We start from the raw sequence: 15578 nt of genomic DNA, 5'->3' as shown, positions 1-15578 counted from the left end.
TGTTGGTTTGTCTGGTAACTTCCAACTTACCGAATGAGGAAAGGGTGAACAACCTATCGGAACACAACACCTAGGGCATCCTGCCGTTGAACAAGGCAAAACGCGAGGCGGCGGGATAGCGCCGCCCGGCCCAAACCAGACGGGAAAACCGCGTTTTTCCGCGAAACGACGGGCCGTATGGTTTGCAACGCAAAGCGTTTCACAGGGAAAATGCTCTAAAAGCTGGCTGGTTCAAAAATTTTTTTAGAGATTTGCACGAAGGCGGGCTTCTCTAGAAAAATGTTTAAAATTTTGTACTTCAAAAACAATGTGTGAAAAATAAAAAGAAAGTAATATCAATATATTGTGTGTGTTATTGTTATGGAAATGGAATGGCACGGCATTTGCTATACTTAAAGTACCTTCCTTTCTTAAACTGACAGTTCTCCAACCGGCCTGCCGCCCCAGCAGGCCGTTTTCCTTTTGGTGGGGCAAGCCTGCGGGCAAGCGGAGGCAGCGTGACAACGGAGCGGGAAGCGTCGCCGGACGTGCGGCGGGTGAACGAGTTCTTGCAGACCTTCTGTGTCGTCATGCTGGCATGCGGCGCGCAGACCCTGCGCGTGGAGCGCAATGCCCGCCGGATAGGCCGGGCCTACGGCATGGCGGTGGAGCTGGCCATGTTCTCGCGGCACATCATGCTGACGGTGAGCGATGACGTGAGCGGCGCAAGTTGTACGGCTGTCCGTTCCCTGCCGGGGGGCGGGCCGAACTTCACGCGCGTGCAGGCGCTCAATGCGCTGGGCTGGCGCATGGTCAATGAACATCTTCCGCTCGAGGAAGCCTGGCAGGAGGTGGAACATATCCTGGCGCTGCCCTCCGTGCCGCCGCTGCGTCTCTGCCTTCTCGTCGCCTGCGCCAATGCCGCCTTCTGCCGCCTGTTCGAGGGGGACGCCGCGGCCATGCTGCTGGTCTTCGTGGCGACGCTCGTGGGCTTCAGCGTACGGCAGGCCCTGAGCCGTCTGGGCATGAACCCCAAGATCGTCTATCTGTGCGCCGCCTTCTGCGCTTCGCTGACGGCCTCCTGCGGGGTCATCCTGCATCTGGGCACGACGCCGCAGACCGCGCTCGCGGTCAGCGTGCTCTTCCTCATCCCCGGAATCCCGCTGATCAATGCGGTACAGGATATCCTCGACGGGCATGTCCTCATGGGCATCGTCCGTGCGGTACAGGCGGGCATGCTCATCGCGGCCATCGCGCTCGGCCTGTCGCTGACCATGCTGCTGGTGGACGGAGGAGGCCTATGAGTCTTTTGTCCCTGGCCGGCGAAGTGCTGGCGGATGGCCTGTTTGCCGTGGTGGCCTGCATCGGCTTCGCGCTCATCTCCAACGCCTCGCGTCCGGTCTGTCTGGCGGCGGGGCTGCTGGCCGGGCTGGGGCACGCCACACGCTTTGTGCTGCTGCACGAAGGGATGGGCATCATCTCGGCCTCGCTCTGCGCGGCCACGCTGATCTCCTTCTGCAGCATGTTCTGCGCGCGCCGCTGGCATACGCCGGCGGAATTCTACGCCTTCCCGGCCCTGCTGCCCATGATCCCCGGCATGTACGCCTACAAGGCCATCCTGGCCACCATGCATTTCCTTTCCGCCGGGGAGTCGGCCGCTCGCGAAGCCCTGCTCGTGGACATCGCCTACAACGCGCTGACCACCTGCTGCGTCATGGGGGCGCTGGTCATCGGGGCCATCGTCCCGCTGTTCGCCCTGCATGAGGAATCGCCTCTGGCGCGCTGGCGGCACAAGGCCGCGAGCGGCGGAGCGGCGCATGAGGACTCGACCGGAGGACGCTGAGTGCCTCCCATACCCGTCGGGAAAGCATCTCCCGGCCGCCGTTTTTGCCTTTTCCCGTGGCCTGTGATACTGCCTGTGCGGTATGGCGGCGGATCCGGGGCCGCTTGCGGCCTTTCGTGCCCGCTGAAGCCGTCCCGGCCTGCCGCCTGACTTTTTTCGGAGGATCTTCCCCATGTCCCAGACAGCCTTTCTTGCATCCGAATACGCGCCGGTCGCGCCGCATGAGGCCGCCTTCCACATCATCCCCGCGCCGTTGGAGCAGAGCGTTTCCTATGGCGGCGGCACGGCCCGCGGCCCGCAGGCCATCCTGGAAGCTTCCCAGCAGCTCGAGGCCTGGGACGGCCACAGCGCCCCCGGTGAGGCGGGCCTGTACACCGCCCCGGCCATCCCCTGTTCCGGCCCGGTGGAAACGGTGCTGGAACGCATTGAGGCCGCCGTGCGCGAGGCGCTTGCCTGCCGTGCCTGTCCGGTGCTTTTGGGCGGCGAGCATACGGTGACGCTGGGGGCGCTGCGGGCGCTGGCCGCCACGGGCGAACCCTTCGGCATCGTGCAGTTCGATGCGCATGCCGACCTGCGGCCCAGCTACGAGGGGTCCATCTACTCGCATGCCTGCGTCATGCACCGCGCCGTGGCCGACCTGGGCCTGCCGCTCGCGCAGTTTGCCGTGCGGGACATGAGCCGCGAGGAAGCCGACGTCCGGCAGCGGTACGGCGTCATCTGCCACGATGCCGAGGCGCTCGCCCGTCAGGGACTGCCGGACAACCCGCTGCCGCATGATTTCCCGCGACGGCTCTATATCTCTTTCGATGTGGACGGGTTCGACGCCTCGCTCATGCCCGCCACGGGGACGCCCTCTCCCGGCGGCCTGTTCTGGCATCAGGCCCTGCTGATCCTGGAAGCCTGCCTGCGCGGACGCACGGTGGCGGGGCTGGATGTGGTGGAGCTGGCCCCCATCCCCGGTCTGCATCACGCGGACTTCACCGCCGCCAAGCTCGTGCACGCCCTCATGGGCTTTGCCCAGCGGGCCGGGAGATAAGCGGCGTGCCCGTGTTCGACTCCCCCTTTGAAGGCAAGACGCTGGCCGGCCGGGTACGCAATCCCAATATCCGGGTGGGGCGCTACAGCTATTATTCGGGCTATTATCACGGGCATGATTTCGATGACTGCGCGCGCTATCTTGCCGCCGACCGCGACGATGTGGACAAGCTCATCATCGGGAGCTTCTGCTCCATCGGCAGCGGGGCAAGCTTCATCATGGCCGGCAATCAGGGCCACCGCACCGACTGGATAGCGACCTTCCCCTTTTACTACATGCAGGACGAGCAGGCCTTTGCGGCGGCGACGGACGGTTTTCGCCGGGCAGGCGACACCGTTATCGGAAACGACGTCTGGATCGGCGCGGAAGCCATGATCATGCCCGGCGTGCGGGTGGGCGACGGCGCGGTCATCGCCGCCCGCGCGGTGGTCACCCGGTCCGTCCCCGCCTATACGGTGGTGGCGGGCCAGCCTGCCCGCGCCGTGCGCAGGCGCTTTGATGACGCGCAGTGTGCGTTGCTGGAGGAGATGCAGTGGTGGGACTGGCCGCTGGAACGCATCCGGGAGGCCATGCCGCTGCTGTGTTCCGCCGATGTCCGGAAGTTGTACGCCTTTTGGGACAAGGGGCGCTTTTCCGCCTCGCAACAAGGAGAGTGACATGAAGGAAACCGCCGTGACCTTTCGCGCCGCCAAGGGGCAGCGCAAACTGTCCATGCTGACGGCCTACGACTATACCACGGCCCGGCTCATGGAACAAAGCGGGGTGGATGCCCTGCTGGTGGGGGATTCGCTGGGCATGGTGGTGCTCGGCCACGCCGATACGCTTTCCGTGACCATGGAGGACATGATCCGGCACTGCGCCGCCGTGGCGCGCGGCAGCGAGCGTCCCCTGCTGGTCTGCGACATGCCGTTCATGAGCTATCAGCTCTCGCCGGAACAGGCCTGCGCCAATGCCGGCCGTCTGGTCAAGGAGGGGCGCGCACAGGCCGTCAAGCTGGAAGGCGGCGCGGAATTTGCGGAGCATGTGCGGGCCATCGTGCGGGCTTCCATCCCGGTCATGGGGCATATCGGCCTGACGCCGCAGTCCGTGCACGCGCTCGGCGGCTTCAAGGTGCAGGGCAAAGCGCCCGAAGCGGCCCAGAAGCTGCTGGACGACGCCCGCGCGCTGGAAGTGGCGGGGGCCTTTGCCCTGGTGCTGGAGTGCGTGCCCGCGCCGCTGGCCCGGCGGATCAGCGAGGCGGTGACCATCCCCACCATCGGCATCGGGGCCGGGCCGGATTGTGACGGGCAGGTGCTGGTCTGGCAGGACATGCTGGGCATGGTGGACGGCATGTCCCCGCGTTTCGTCCGCCATTTCGCCGAATGCGGCACGGACATGCGCACGGCCTTCGCCGCCTATGTGCAGGCCGTGCAGGACGGCAGATTCCCCGCTGCGGAGCACTGCTTCAGCATGAATGAGGACGTGCTCGACAAGCTTTACTGAGGCAGCCTGTGACGGGAGCGGGCAGGCGTGCGGACTGTCGCCGCTGCCGGCTCCCGTCGGGCGCGCACGCCTCAGCCTTCCCCGCCGCCTTCCGAGCTGACGGCACGGCAGACCGCTTCCAGCCAGAGCAGGCCCGGCCAGAGGCTGGCTTCATCAATATCGAAATTCGGCGCATGGTGGCCGGCCTCCAGATCGCTGCCGAGGATGGCGTAGGCGGCCTTGCCGCCCGCCGCCTGCACGGCGCGCATGAAGACGGCGGCATCGTCGCTGGCGCCCATAGCGGTCTGTTCCCGTACCTGCGTAAAAAGCGGCCTGCCCTGTTCCGTCCGCAGAGAGCGGGCCAGACCGGCCAGAAACGCGGCGAAGTCCGCATCGCTGGCGGCCGCCGGGGCCTGTCCCGCCACGGAGATCCGGCAGCCCAGGCCGTACATGGCGGCCGCGCCTTCCAGCACGTCGCGGGCGCGGGCAAAAAGATCGTCGGCCATCTCGCAGGTGACGGCGCGGGTCTCGCCGCGCAGCACGGCCCTGTCGGCCACCACGTTGCGCGCGCCGCCGCCGCGCAGTTCCCCGACATGTATCCGGTTCTCCCCGTCCCCGTAGCGGGGCAGATCATGCAGGCCGAGCAGAGCCGTCGCCGCGCCCTTGAGGGCATCGCGGCCCTGTTGCGGGGCTTTGGCGGCATGAGCGGCCCGTCCGCTGAAAACGGCGTCGAATTTGGTGCTGGCCATGAGGCCCGTTGCCCCGGTGGCCAGCGTGCCCGTGGGGAGGCCCAGCCCGATGTGCACGGCCAGGAAGCGGGGGACGCCGCGTACCTGTTCCAGCATGGCGGCCGCGCCGCGCACGCCCTCTTCCGCGGGCTGGAAGAGCAGGCGGACGCGCTGCCGCAACGGCGGCCCCGACTGGAGCAGCGCGGCGAGCCCAAGGCCGAGCGCCGCATGCGCGTCGTGCCCGCAGGCATGGCACTGCCCCGCATGGCGCGAGGCATACCCGCCCGCGGCGGGGGCATGCTCCGGGGCATGGCTTTCCGTCAGCGGCAGGGCGTCCAGATCGAAACGCAGCGCCAGGGCGACCGGCGCGGCCTGCGGGCCCAGATCCACGACAGCGCCGGTGCAGTCGCCCATGCGGTGCAACAGGGCCTCGTCGGCCCCTTCGCCGCTGGCCCGGCGGCGGGCGGCCGCAAGGCGCTGCGGGCTGGGCAGGCCCATGCGGGCCGTGCGGTCGAGCGCTTCCGCCCCGACGCGCGGCGAAAGACCAAGATCCTGCAAAATGCCGGCAACATGCGCCGTGGTCCAGAATTCCGTCCAGCCTTCCTCGGCATGGGCATGCAGTTGCTGCCGCCAGCGCGGCAACGCGGCGCGGATGTCCCGTGCGTCCATATGATGCATCCTGTGGTAAGCGTTCGCCCGTGGCGCAAGAGATCGTCGGTCTGCGGGACGTCTCGTCGCGACGGGCAGGTCTGCAACAAAAAAATATACGGGGAGGGAGCGCGTCGTGCGATGCTCCCTCCCCACCGGAAAATGTCCCTCCTGAACGGGGACGGCCTCAGGCCCAGATGAGGTGCAGGATCAGATACGACAGGCAGCCGATGACCGAGGCGGCGGGCAGCGTCAGCACCCAGGCGATGACGAGCTGTCCGGCCACGGTCCAGCGGACGGCGCTGAGGCGCTTGGTGGAACCGACGCCGAAGATGCAGGCGGAAATGGTGTGCGTGGTGCTGACCGGTGCGCCGACCAGAGACGCGCCGGCAATGACGATGGAGGCCGAGGTCTCGGCGGCGAAGCCGTGCACGGGCTCCAGCTTGAAGATGCGGTGGCCCATGGTCTTGACGATCTTCCAGCCGCCGATGGCCGTGCCGAGCGCCATGGCGCCCGCGCAGCTCAGCTTGACCCAGAGCGGCACATGTTCCGTGGTGTCGGCATAACCGAAGATCATCAGGGCCAGCGTGATGATGCCCATGGTCTTCTGGGCGTCATTGAGGCCGTGGCTCGTCGCCATGAAGCCGGCGGACAGCAGCTGCAGCTTGCGGAAGGCCCGGTTGACCTTGCTGCGTTGTATGGGCGCGCATATCCAGTAGATGATCCACATGAGCAGAAAGCCCACGGCATAGCCCGACAGGGGCGAGATGATCAGCGGCAGCAGCACCTTGCTGACGATGCCGCCCAGGTTGAGCCCGGCCATGCCGCTGTGGGCCACGGCCGCCCCGATGAGGCCGCCGATGAGGGCATGCGAGGATGAAGAGGGGATACCGAAATACCAGGTGATGCAGTTCCAGCCGATGGCCCCGACCAGCGCGGCCAGCACCAGCACATGACTGCCCTCCACCACTTCGGGCAGCACGATGCCGCTGCCCAGCGTCTTGGCGACCTCCGTCCCCAGCAGGGCGCCGATGAGGTTGAGCGCCGCCGCGCAGCCCACGGCAAGCCGGGGGGTGACCACCTTGGTGGAAACGACCGTGGCGATGGCATTGGCGCAGTCGTGCGCGCCGTTGGTAAAGTCGAACACCAGGGCGACCAGCACGATGAGCGCAAGAAGAAGGGGGATCTCAAACATTTTTCAATACCGCTTCTTCCAGGGTTTCGGCAAGGCTGTTGACGTTTTCCAGCAGCATGCTGATGCGGTCGTAAGCCTGGCTCCACTTGAGCATGTCCATGATGGCCGCGGGCGTGATCTCTCCCTGCGGATCCATGAGTTCCGCCAGCCCCACGGCAAGCAGCATGTCGCATTCGTCACGCAGGGTGCGGAAGGCGTGGGTCTTGTGGCAGTCCTTGCGATGGGTAAGGCCGTCCAGCATGAGCTGGGTGAGGTCCAGCATGGCGCTGATGGTGCGCGCCATCTGCACCATGGGGAAACGCATCTTGGAGAATTCAAAGATGTGCAGGCGGGTGGTGAGCGTATGGATGCAGTCCATGGTCTCCTCCTGCATCTGGTTGATGCGGAGGATGTCTTCCCGGTCGATGGGGGTGATGAAGGTCTGCGAGAGGTCGCGGATGATCTTGACGTGCAGCACGTCGCCCTGTTCTTCGAGCAGCGAGATCTGCTTGTGGGCATCATCCACGGCGTCCAGGTTTTCCATCATGCCCACGAGATGATGAGCCATGTGGCGGAGCAGGGTGTTCTGCTCCAGGAGCATTTCAAAAAAGGGGGCCGACTTGGGCAGCAGGGATGCGAACATGCCGTCTCCTGAAAAAAGGTGGCGGAAAAAAAGCATGAAGGATCAGCCGCGTCCCCGCGCAGGTGCGGGAGCCGCAGCGTCCTTTTCCGTGAGAAATATACTATCGTAACGGCTGAGGGTTTCAAGCCATTTTCGGAAATGATTTTCCAGAAAGGGCAGCCGCTCCCAGGGCGGCGGGCACAGCCAGCGCCCGGCGGGGCCGCTCAGGCAGGCGTGATGCAGCAGGAAGCGCTCCGGGCCGGCCGCCGGGCCATCCCCTTGCGGCGCATAGCGGCCGTCGCCGCAGAGCGGCAGGCCGAGGCTCGCCGCATGGGCTCGTATCTGATGGCGGGCCCCGCAACGGATGAGGCAGGCGGCAAGCGTGACCGTCGCGGCAGGGGGGGCGGGCAGGCCGTTGGCCGCGAGCACGTCCTTTGCCTCGTCGTCTCGCAGGACTTGCAGGGGGAAAAAGCGGGTCTGGCGCAGGGGCGGAGCGGCTTTGTCCAGAACGCGACTGACGCTGCGGCCGTCCACATCGAGGGCCCTGTCCGCCGTGACCGGCGTGCTCAGCTCGCCGTGCAGCAGGGCCAGATAGGCCTTGGCGTAGCGGCCGCGGCTCTCGTCCGTGCGGAAACGCTGCGCGGCGTCAGGGGAAAGGGCCGCGCAGACGATGCCGGAGGTGGCCTGATCCAGGCGCTGGAGGAAATGCAGCGGGGGGGAATGTCCCTCCTTTCGCCAAAGTGCCTGCGCGGTATCTTCCAGATTCGGCGCGGCCTGTCCGGCGAGCGGGCTGCTGTGCAGGCCGGCGGGTTTGACGAAAGCCACATAGTCGTCCTGACGGCCCAGCAGGCGGACGCAGGCCGTCAGCCCGTCATCCGAAGGGCCGGCAGGCGGGAATTCCAGGATCTGGCCCGCCCGCAGGCGCTGGGCCGCGGCGGCAGGCCTGCCGTCCACGCGTATGCCGCCCTCGATGCGGCGGCGGGCGGCCCGCAGGCTCAGGCCGCAGACGGCCATGACGATGCGGTCCAGCCGCTCGCCGTGCTGCGCGGTCGTCACGGTCACGCGCTCTCCGGCAGGGCCGTTCATGGGGTCTCTCCCCGGCTGAGCCCGCAGAGCAGGCGGGCCACCTTGTCCGGATCATGCCGTTCCGGCATGTCGGGGCGAACCATGTCCACATCCAGCACGCGCAGGCCGAGGTCCGCCAGCGCGGTGGTGTCGCAGCCCCCTTCGTACACGCCGTGGCGGCGGTCCACCACCACCCATTGCAGCAGTTCCTCCGGCCGGGCATCCGGGCAGTCCGCCCGCAGCGCGTCCAGGATCATGCGGGTCTGGCCCAGGATGGACAGGCCGCAGACTTCCCTGTCCTGCCCCGAATTGGGCAGGAAGACCTTGGGGCAGGCGGCCGATCTGACGGCCCGGCCCACCCCGGCCGGCAGCAGGTTGGCCAGCACGCTGGTGTAAAAGCTGCCCATGGGATAACAGATGAGACCGGCGCTCTGCAGATAGGTCGCGGCCGTGCGCGTGATGGCCGGACGGCAGGGGGTGGTGTCGTGGAACGGCCTGTCCGGCTCATGCACGGTGAGGAAGAGACGGCGGATATGCTGCCCCAGCTGACCGAACTGATGCTGGCCCACCACCCGGCTGCCGTCGTCCAGCAGGGCCGCCAGGTGCAGGCTCTCTTCCACGATGGGCGTGACCACGCCGCGCGCCTGCAGGAGTCGGGAAAAAAAGGCCAGCACCGGCCCGAGATCCCGGCGGTGCTCCAGATAGCCCCCGGCCAGCATGAGGTTGCCGAGACTTGCGTAGCGCGCATCGAAATGCGGCGGCATGCGCTGGAGGAAAAAGTTGAGATACAGGCGCATGGACGCGGCAAAGACATCCGGCAGCTCGCGCCAGCAGGGATGGACGCTCTCGCCCAGCTGCAGCAGTTGCCGGCGCAGCTCTTCCGGGTCGCCGTCCTCGGGCAGACGGCGCTCCCAGAGCTCCAGAACGGCTTCGGGGATGATGTCCCTGTCGGCCAGGGCCGCCAGCCGGTTGCGGATATCGCCCACGGCGGGCATGGCGAAGGCCCGGCGCAGGCTGGCCGTGCTGCCGCCGGAATCGAAGGGGGTGACCAGATGGACGGAGTTGTGCGTCAGGCGGGTAAGACTGCGGCTGACCTCGCGCAGGGCCGTGCCGCCGGTGAAGAAGACCAGACGCGGGCCAAGCGCCGGAGGGGAGACTGCCTTCATGGCAGTTGCCTCACAAGCCCCAGCTCGCACATTTTGAGGAAGATGGCCCGTCCCACCCAGGCGTCGGTGGCGGCGTAGAGGATCTGGCGCTGCGTCAGTTCGGGCAGGCCCCAGTTGGAGCATTGCGGGCCCTTGGAGATGCGCCAGCCGAAAAGATGGGCGGTGAGGGAGCGCAGGCCCTGGCTGCACATGCGGTTTTGGCGCGCCATCTGGCCGAGGTCCACATGCCCGGCCGGGGTGAAGGGGTGGATCTTGCCCAGTTCCCGCATGTCGTCGCCAATGCCCACGCCGACCTTGAGGTAACGTCCGTCGGCCAGCAGGTCGGCCAGGTAATCGCCAAAGGGCAGCCAGCCGAGCTGTACGAGGTAAACGGCGTCGGCCGTGGCGAGCTGCACCAGCGAGGGCTGGTTGATGCGGCCTTTGCGGAACGTGGGGCGCGTTTCCGTATCGAAGCCGATGACGCGTTCATCGAGGAGCTGGGGCAGGGCGTTGCGCCAGTCCGCCGGGGTGCGGACAAGATAGATGGGCCCTTCATAATGCCGCAGGGGCAGGGCATTGATTTCGTCGCTGCTCAGGCGACGGCGCAACTCTTCCAGATCCATGCTACGCTTTCCCCGGCGGGGACAAGCCCCGCCTCCGCCGTTTATTTTCCGATACAGAACTGTTCAAAGATGCTGTTGAGCACCTCTTCAGTGCTGTTGCTGCCGGTCACCTCATCCAGAAAGGCCGTTGCCGCATCGAGACGAACGGCGCAGCAGTCGTACGGCGTCCCGGCAAGGATATCCTCGTGGAGGCCTTCCAGTTCGCGGCGCGCCCGCTCCAGAGCGAGCGCCTGACGGGCATTGGGGGCCAGACCGTCTTCGGGGGGCGTTTCCGTCGCTCCGGCCAGGATGCAGGCCCGAAGCCGCGCGGCCAGCTCGTCGAGCCCCTCGCCGCTGCGGGCGCAGAGGCGCAATGCGGGATGCCGGCCGGCCCAGCGGGGAGGGAAGACCTCCGGATCGCAGAGATCCGCCTTGTTCCAGACCAGCAGGACGGGGATGTCCCCGGCGGTCTCCAGCACTTCGGCGGCTGCCGGTTCGGGACAGGCCGTCGCCGCCGCGCCCGCCTCGCCGAGGGCGCCGCCGTCCACCACCAGCAGGATGGCGTCGGCTTGCGCCAGTTTTTCCCGGCTCAGGGCGATCCCCAGATGCTCCACGCTCTCGGCGGTCTCCCGCAGGCCGGCGGTGTCTACCAGCCGTATGGGGAGTCCGTCAAGGTCACAATATTCCTCAATGAAATCACGCGTCGTGCCGGGTATGTCCGTGACCAGCGCGCGCTGCCGTCCCAGCAGGGCGTTCATCAGGCTGGACTTGCCGGCATTGACCGCTCCGGCAAGCACCACCTGCGCTCCCTGCTGCATGACCCGCGCCCGACGTTGTGCCCGCAGCAGTTCGTCCAGAGCCTGGACCACATGGCGGATGCGCTGGGCAAAGGCGGGCGGGGGGAGGCTCTCCACCTCCTCTTCGGGAAAATCCACGGCAAGGCACATCTGGGCACGCAGGCCGTCCAGCTCCGTCCGCAGGGCCCGCACGCGGCGTCCAAGCAGGCCGTCCAGCCGGGAAAGCCCGAAGCGTACGGCTTCGCGCGACGGGGCGGCCACCAGTTCCGCCACGGCCTCGGCCTGACTCAGGTCCATGCGGCCGTTGCAGAAGGCCCGGCGGCTGAACTCTCCGCGTTGGGCCTGCCGCGCACCGAGGCGCAGCGCGCTCTCCAGCACGGCCTGGACCATGAACACGCCGCCGTGGCAATGGATCTCGGCCACGTCTTCCCCGGTGAAGGTGCGGGGCCCGGGCATGAAGACCGCGAGCACATCGTCAAGGGCTTCGCCGTGGCAATCCAGCACGCGGCCATGATGCAGCTGCCAGGGGCGGAAATTGACGAAATCTGCCGAAAGCGGCAGGAAGAGCCGCGCCAGGATCTCCTTGGCGCGCGGCCCGGAAAGGCGGACGATGCCTATGCCGCCCGCCCCCGGCGCGGTGGCTATGGCCGCGATGGTGGTCATGCCTCGTCCCGGGCGCGGGCCTCGTCCACGCTCGCCGCGGCAGGGCTTTCCGTGCCCAGTACGGCGACATCCCGGACGTCCTCCCGCACGGCGTTCTCAGCCGCAGCTTCTACGCATCCGGCGACGGCGGCCGTTTCCGGCCCGACAGCCTCAGGGGAAGGGCAGCGGCTTTCAATGTCGCTGTTCGCTCTGGGACGCCGGCGGCCGGTGCGTTCTTCCTGAGGCTGGCGTTCGCCCTTTTCCGGGCGGCGGCGCAGGATGACGACCCGTTTCAGCGGGCCGTCCCCGGTGCTGCGGGTAAAGATGTCCTCCATGTCCTGCAGGCAGAGGTGGATGATGCGGCGATGGTAGGAACTGAGCGGCCGCGTGGAGTAGGAGCGGCCCGTCTGGCGCACCTTGGCTGCCAGCGCCAGCGCCATGTCGCGCAGCTTTTCTTCCTGCCGCTGACGGTAGCGGCCCGCGTCCAGCTGGACGCGCACAGCGGCGTCCATGCCGCGCGAAACGATGCGGGAGGCCAGATACTGCAGCGCGGCCAGGGTCTGTCCCTCGCGGCCGATGAGCAGGCCGGAGTCTTCCCCGCAGTCCACGGCCACGCGTACGCGCCCGTCCACGATCTCCACTTCCGGCTCGTCCACGGGCTGACTCAGCATGGGACGGATGAGGCGGCTCACGCAGTCGCGGGAGAGTTCCTTCAGGCGGGGCTGATCCAGCTCTTCCAGCGCACGGCGCGGCAGGGAATCATCCGCTTCGTCCATGTCGTCATCGGCGGCGCGGCGGCTTTCACGCTGCGCCTCGCGAGAGGACGCGCGTTCGCCGTTGCGCGAACGCTCCTGCCGGGGGGCGGCCTCCTGACTGCCGTTGCGCGTGCGGCCGCTTTCCTCGGCTGGTTCCGCGTCCGCCGCGGCTTCCGCCTGCGGCCGGTCCTCGACGGGAGCCGGCATGGTTTGGCCCTTGCGGGCCGGCAGCTGCGACTCTTCCCGCGCGGCGATGGCCTTGCGCGACGCCTTCTGGCCGCGCTCTTCCGTACGGCGGCCTTCTTTCGCGTCGCCGTCCTTCCGTTCCTCCGTCCGGCCCCGCGAGCGGCGGGCGGGCTTCTCCGGCCGGGCTTCCGGCGCGGCGGGGGCGCTTTCCGCCGTGGGCGTCTGCGTGACGTCTTCTCTCTTTTCGGCGGCGGCTTCCGCCTCGGCGACCGAGGGCCGGCGGTCCCGTCCGAGGGCGCTTTCCACCACTTCGCGCAGTGCGGCGCGACGGGCGCGGATCTTGGCCTTGCGGGCGCCGACGATGCCGAAGATGCCCGTCTTGGCGTCCTGGACGATCTCTATCTCGAGTTTTTCCCGACTGGCATTATAGTAGGTGCAGGCCTCTTCGATGGCCGCATCCAGCGTCTTGCCCAGAAATTCCTTGAAACCTTCCATAAGTACCCCAATAGGGCGGGCGGCCAAGCCGCCCGCCCGGTAGGAACGCATGTGTGGCGACAGTCTAGCTGTCGGCGTCAAGCCGTCTGTTCTTGCGGTGCATAAGGCCTTGCTGGGCGATGGACAGGATGTTGTTGACCAGCCAGTACAGCACCAGACCAGAGGGGAAGCCCAGGAACAGCACCGTGAAGATCAGCGGCAGGAACATCATGACCTTCTGCTGTGTGGGATCCGTGGGCGGGGGGCTCATGCGCTGCTGCAGGAACATGGTCAGGCCCATGATGATGGGCGTGATGTAGAAGGGGTCCTTGGACGACAGGTCGGCCAGCCAGAGTTTGTCGGTGAACGGCAGGAGCTCGATGAAGGTGGCGTGACGCAGTTCGATGGCGGTCAGCAGCGCCTGATACAGGCCGAAGAACACGGGGAGCTGCACAAGGATGGGGATACAGCCGCTGGCGGGATTGACGCCATAGGTCTTGTAGAGGGCCATGACCTCCTTGTTCATCATCTCCTTGTTGTCCTTGTACTTTTCCCTGATGTTCATCATCATGGGCTGGAGCTTCTTCATCTTCTCCATGGAGGCATAGCTCTTGGCCGTGAGCGGCCAGAAGACGGCCTTGATGAGCACGGTCAGCAGGATGATGGCCAGGCCCCAGTTGTTGACGTACTGATGGAAGAATTCCAGCAGCCAGAGCAGACCCTTGGCGATGATGCTGAACATGCCGAGCTCGACGCTGCCGGCCAGCGGCTCGGAGACTTCCATAAGCAGCTTGCGCTTCTTGGGGCCGAGCCAGTAGGCGACCTCCAGGTCGGTGGTCTTGCCGGGCGTGAGCTGGATGTCCTGCTCTTCCACCGCCACGCGGTAGACGCTGCCACGCAGGAGGCCCTTGACGGTGACGCCGTCCGTCTTGCCGGGCAGGATGGCCGACAGGAAATAGGTGCTCATGGGACCGGCCCAGCTGACGTTGCCGGTGGCCGTGACGCCCTTGGTCAGATCCTCGGCGTCGGCTTCCTGTCCGAGGGAATCGTCCAGATACCAGGCGATGCGCATGGCGTCATACTGTCCGCCGCCGGCATTGCTGGCATCGGAGGCCACGGTGTAGGCCAGGCGCGCGCTGCGGGTCTGTTCGCCCAGCGGCGCAAGGCTGGTCTTTTCCTTGATGAGATAGCTGTCGGCGGAAAACTGCAGCTCGCGCACCACGCGCAGGCCGTTCACTTCCCCCACGAGGCGCAGCACGCCGCTCTGCCCGGCGGCGAGCGGTCCTTCCGGCGCGGCTTCCACGGCCCACTGGCCGAGGCTCCAGGAGGCGGCGCCGTCGATGACGAGACCCAGCGGGGCGGATTCCGCCGTGACGGGATCCACCAGGTTGACCAGCGGGGAATCCGGCCGGATGGTGGCGTCGTAGTGCTTCAGGCGGAAGGAGCGGACCACGCCGCCGCCGCTGTGGATGACCGCCTCGTACAGCGGCGTGGAAATGACGATGTCCCGTCCGGGAACCGGTGCAAAGACCGTAAGCGGCACAGAGGTGCGGGCTTTTTCGGCTTCGGCCTTTTCCTGCTTGGCCTTTTCGGCCTCGGCCTGCTGCTGGGCCACCACTTCAGGGTCGGGCTTGGCCACCCAGCCCATATATTCTGCGAAGAAGCTCCAGCCGAAGAGCACGGCAAGGCAAAGGACGATGGCCAGAGCGAGGTTTTTGCTGCTGCTAGTTTCTTGCATCGGGGGTGGTTCTCCTGGGAGCGACAGGTTCCGAAAGCTGTGGGTGCGCGGGGGGAACGGGGTCATACCCTGAACCGCCCCAGGGATGACAGCGCGCCAGACGGCGCAACGTCAGCCACCCGCCGCGCAACAGGCCGTGACGGGTGATCGCCTCAATGGCGTAGGCGGAACAGGTGGGGACGAATCGACAGGAGGGGGGCAGCAATGGCGAAAGACACAGCTGATAGAGACGGATAGGCAGGATGGCCGCATACCGCAGAACCTTTTTCAAGGACGGCATGTGGGGGCCTCCTGCTGTTCCCGCTGCCGCCGCTGCTGCCGCCGGAGCAGGGGCTCCAGCTCGGCGCTCACCTGGGCAAGATCGAGCTGGGACTGCCCGGCGTGCTTCTTGGCGACGGTCACGATGTCACTATCATATGGCAAAAGAGCCTGATGCAGGCGATAAAACTCCCGCAGCAGGCGCTTGAGCCGATTGCGTGTTACGGCATTGCCGACCTTGCGTGAAACAGCCATCCCGACACGCGTCTTACCGCTGCCGGGACGTGGGAATACGAAGAGAATAAAATTCCCTGTGTGATGACGCCGCCCCTGCTCATAACAGAGGGCGTAATCCGCATGCTTGCGGATCCGCCCCTCTTTCGGCAGTTGCTGTTGTGCCATCATGGCGCGTGTACACGGCAAGG

16 protein-coding genes are annotated in these 15578 nt (G+C 66.7%); 5 read left to right on the top strand and 11 right to left on the bottom strand.

Annotated elements, in window-relative coordinates:
• Positions 1-497: 497 nt before the first annotated feature.
• The 5 genes from Q0K12_RS04450 (at position 498) to panB (ending at position 4340) form a co-directional block, all read left to right on the top strand.
• Positions 498-1283: a threonine/serine exporter family protein gene (locus Q0K12_RS04450; RefSeq protein ID WP_297260563.1), complete on the top strand. Its 786-nt coding sequence runs from the start codon at positions 498-500 to the stop codon at positions 1281-1283.
• The gene (locus tag Q0K12_RS04445) at positions 1280-1822 is read left to right on the top strand and encodes a threonine/serine exporter family protein (RefSeq protein ID WP_297260562.1); all 543 of its coding nucleotides are present in this window, start codon (positions 1280-1282) and stop codon (positions 1820-1822) included. The genes Q0K12_RS04450 and Q0K12_RS04445 overlap by 4 nt, the downstream gene beginning before the upstream one ends.
• Before the next feature lie 172 nt (positions 1823-1994).
• Positions 1995-2858, top strand: a complete 864-nt coding sequence (gene speB / locus Q0K12_RS04440) for an agmatinase (RefSeq protein WP_297260561.1) — start codon at positions 1995-1997, stop codon at positions 2856-2858.
• 5 nt (positions 2859-2863) lie between these two features.
• A complete protein-coding gene (catB, locus tag Q0K12_RS04435; protein ID WP_297260560.1) occupies positions 2864-3514 on the top strand; it encodes a type B chloramphenicol O-acetyltransferase in 651 nt (216 codons plus the stop codon).
• Position 3515: 1 nt separating this feature from the next.
• The gene (panB, locus tag Q0K12_RS04430; RefSeq protein ID WP_297260559.1) at positions 3516-4340 is read left to right on the top strand and encodes a 3-methyl-2-oxobutanoate hydroxymethyltransferase; all 825 of its coding nucleotides are present in this window, start codon (positions 3516-3518) and stop codon (positions 4338-4340) included.
• Between the two features lie 71 nt (positions 4341-4411).
• On the opposite strand, the gene Q0K12_RS04425 is transcribed toward panB, so the two are convergent.
• The 11 genes from Q0K12_RS04425 to rnpA form a co-directional block, all read right to left on the bottom strand.
• On the bottom strand, positions 4412-5716 hold the full coding sequence (locus Q0K12_RS04425; RefSeq protein WP_297260558.1) for an amidohydrolase: 1305 nt from the start codon (positions 5714-5716) through the stop codon (positions 4412-4414).
• A gap of 166 nt (positions 5717-5882) precedes the next feature.
• Entirely contained in the window at positions 5883-6890 is a 1008-nt protein-coding gene (locus Q0K12_RS04420) for an inorganic phosphate transporter (protein ID WP_297260557.1), read from the bottom strand.
• Positions 6883-7512, bottom strand: a complete 630-nt coding sequence (locus tag Q0K12_RS04415) for a DUF47 family protein (protein ID WP_297260556.1) — start codon at positions 7510-7512, stop codon at positions 6883-6885. The genes Q0K12_RS04420 and Q0K12_RS04415 overlap by 8 nt, the downstream gene beginning before the upstream one ends.
• A 42-nt stretch (positions 7513-7554) precedes the next feature.
• On the bottom strand, positions 7555-8577 hold the full coding sequence (locus Q0K12_RS04410; RefSeq protein WP_297260555.1) for an RNA pseudouridine synthase: 1023 nt from the start codon (positions 8575-8577) through the stop codon (positions 7555-7557).
• Entirely contained in the window at positions 8574-9722 is a 1149-nt protein-coding gene (locus Q0K12_RS04405; RefSeq protein WP_297260554.1) for a GAK system CofD-like protein, read from the bottom strand. Before Q0K12_RS04405 ends, Q0K12_RS04410 begins: the two co-directional genes overlap by 4 nt.
• Entirely contained in the window at positions 9719-10324 is a 606-nt protein-coding gene (locus Q0K12_RS04400; protein ID WP_297260553.1) for a 3'-5' exonuclease, read from the bottom strand. Before Q0K12_RS04400 ends, Q0K12_RS04405 begins: the two co-directional genes overlap by 4 nt.
• A 41-nt stretch (positions 10325-10365) precedes the next feature.
• Entirely contained in the window at positions 10366-11763 is a 1398-nt protein-coding gene (gene mnmE / locus Q0K12_RS04395) for a tRNA uridine-5-carboxymethylaminomethyl(34) synthesis GTPase MnmE (RefSeq protein WP_297260552.1), read from the bottom strand.
• Positions 11760-13178, bottom strand: coding sequence for a protein jag (locus Q0K12_RS04390; protein ID WP_297260551.1), 1419 nt, complete (start codon positions 13176-13178; stop codon positions 11760-11762). The genes mnmE and Q0K12_RS04390 overlap by 4 nt, the downstream gene beginning before the upstream one ends.
• Before the next feature lie 64 nt (positions 13179-13242).
• A complete protein-coding gene (gene yidC, locus Q0K12_RS04385) occupies positions 13243-14895 on the bottom strand; it encodes a membrane protein insertase YidC (protein ID WP_297260550.1) in 1653 nt (550 codons plus the stop codon).
• Positions 14882-15166, bottom strand: a complete 285-nt coding sequence (yidD, locus tag Q0K12_RS04380; protein ID WP_297260566.1) for a membrane protein insertion efficiency factor YidD — start codon at positions 15164-15166, stop codon at positions 14882-14884. The genes yidC and yidD overlap by 14 nt, the downstream gene beginning before the upstream one ends.
• A complete protein-coding gene (gene rnpA, locus Q0K12_RS04375) occupies positions 15163-15555 on the bottom strand; it encodes a ribonuclease P protein component (RefSeq protein ID WP_297260565.1) in 393 nt (130 codons plus the stop codon). Before rnpA ends, yidD begins: the two co-directional genes overlap by 4 nt.
• Between the last annotated feature and the right edge of the window lie 23 nt (positions 15556-15578).

The sequence above is a fragment of the uncultured Desulfovibrio sp. genome, from assembly GCF_944324525.1.
In the GTDB taxonomy this organism is placed as follows: Bacteria; Desulfobacterota; Desulfovibrionia; order Desulfovibrionales; family Desulfovibrionaceae; genus Desulfovibrio.
Note: the sequence above shows the minus strand (reverse complement) of the source record. Positions and strands in the feature narration are given on the sequence as shown.